This is a genomic window from Bradyrhizobium sp. LB11.1 (assembly GCF_040549385.1).
Taxonomy (GTDB): Bacteria; Pseudomonadota; Alphaproteobacteria; order Rhizobiales; family Xanthobacteraceae; genus Bradyrhizobium.
This window is the reverse complement of record NZ_JBEPTH010000053.1, coordinates 1-1,991: the sequence shown is the minus strand read 5'-3', so window position 1 is coordinate 1,991 and position 1,991 is coordinate 1. Positions and strand designations below refer to the sequence as shown.

Annotated in this window: 1 protein-coding gene; it reads right to left on the bottom strand. The window is 60.7% G+C overall.

Translation table 11 applies throughout. The features are described 5' to 3' along the window. Positions 1-161: 161 nt before the first annotated feature. Positions 162-1,493, bottom strand: a complete 1,332-nt coding sequence (ltrA, locus tag ABIA96_RS36525) for a group II intron reverse transcriptase/maturase (protein WP_354116834.1) — start codon at positions 1,491-1,493, stop codon at positions 162-164. Between the last annotated feature and the right edge of the window lie 498 nt (positions 1,494-1,991).

The window sequence follows — 1,991 nt, the reverse complement described above, 5'->3', positions numbered from 1 at the left end:
GGTAGAGTCGAGATGTGGCGCGGTGGCGGTAGGCTGAACATATCTGTTTGCCGCCTCTTTCGTCTGGCGGTGCCTTAGTGGTTCACCCTTGGCTCCGTTTCCACATCCCGCTCGTCGAACCGGACAGGCAGATCTCCCGCATCCGGCTCTCGGACAAGACCTCACGCCTTCACCCACGGCTGGTCGCGACCAAGCGCGGTTAGACGTACGAGCCCGAAGTGCCCGTAAAGGTGCGAGAGTGGATAGGTCCCGCCCCTGCGTCGCCTGACCTTGTGCTTGCTGCGTAACCACCGGCGTAACCGCACAGCGGTGTAGTTGTCGATCGCGCGATACGCTTTGATAACGGTGCCTACATTGAAGTAGTTCGCCCATCCGCGCAGCGTGCGGTTCAACTTCGCCACCAACTCTGTGGTGTCTTGCCCTAACCCAGTTCGAGCCGTCAGCGCATGAATGGTTTCAACCATGCGCTTGATGCTTTTCTTCGATGGCCGGTACCCCAGGCGCGCCTGGCCGGTTCTCGCTGAGTACATCCGTCCGAACGAGTATCCCAGGAAGTCGAACTCTCCTTCCGGCACCTTGCAGATTCGTGTCTTGTCCTCGTTAACCGTCAGCTTCAGCTTTCTCATGATCATGCGCAGTTGTCGCAAGGCCTCTTCGGCTTTGCCCCGCCTGCACAGGATTACGAGATCGTCGGCATAGGTCACGATGCGAGAGCCGAGGCTTCGCTCCAGCCCGAGCATCTTCCATCCCAGCACAAACCGGCGCATGTACAGATTTGCCAGCAGTGGTGAGATCGGTGAGCCTTGCGGGATGCCTCGCCGCTTGTCCCGTGCCTCGGTCGTCCGTTTCTTCCTCCCTCGATCGTCGGTTTCTTCCACGGGACACTCCAGCCACATCTTGATCAGATGCAGCACGCGCCGATCAACAATCCGGCGCGCTACCGACTTGAGAAGGTCGGCATGCGGAATGCTCCCGAAGTAGTCCGCGAGGTCGGCGTCAACGACTTCCGGGTGACCACGGAACAGCTGCGCTTCCACCTCGACCACCGCCTGCTGGGCATTGCGCCCGGGACGGTAGGCATACTGCTCTGGTGGAAGATCGGCCTCAAAGATCGGTTCCAGCACCAGCATCGCTGCCGTCATGCAGACCCGATCACGCAAGGTCGAGATGCCCAATGGCCTGAGTTTGCCATTGGCCTTCGGTATGTACACTCTTCTGATAGGGTCCGGTCGATACGTCTCCTGCCTGAGCGCAAGCGCCAGTTCGCCAAGCCACCGCTGCTCCCCATACGCTTCAATGTCCGCAAAGTCCTGACCGTCCACGCCCGGTGCGCCCTTGTTGGAGCGGCATTGAGCATAGGCATGGGCCAAGATGTCTTCCCGGCTGATCTTGTCGTACAGGGCGTAGAAGCGGTAGCCGGCTTCTGCCTTCGCTTTCGCGTGCAACGCCGTCTGCAGTTTCTGAACACTCTTCGGAGTTGATAGGTTGCCCAATCCCCAGGTCCCTCACTACGTCTTGCGTTCGTCTTGAACTGAGGTCCCTTCCCTCCGCCGGCGTTACCCGGCTTCAGCGGTACTACAAACCTCTCCGCATCCCCAAGGCGCCCGGCCTGTCCCTCGCGGGCGTCCGGTTGGTCATCCCTGACCACGTCGTGGGGCCTCCCGTGTTGCGTACGCTTTCCTTGTGTACATGCTGTCGCCACTACCCCGGCGCAGCGACTGGAGGTACTGCTTCGCTCACTTCCTCCAGCCGTGTCAGCCTTCCCCGAAAGGGTCGTCGGGTCGGCCTGCGCATCGTCCTTTTCGAGGCTTGCTCGGCGTTCACTCGCGTTACGGCCTGCACACTCGCGCTGTCACCAATGCGTGACACGCTAATCGAAGGCTTCAGCCACTTCGTTACCTCCATGACTGCTCCGATTGCTTCCGGCTGGAGCGTTTGCCGGATGGGGCTTGCACCCACTGGAAAGCGCCGCCTTGTCACGGCGCACACCC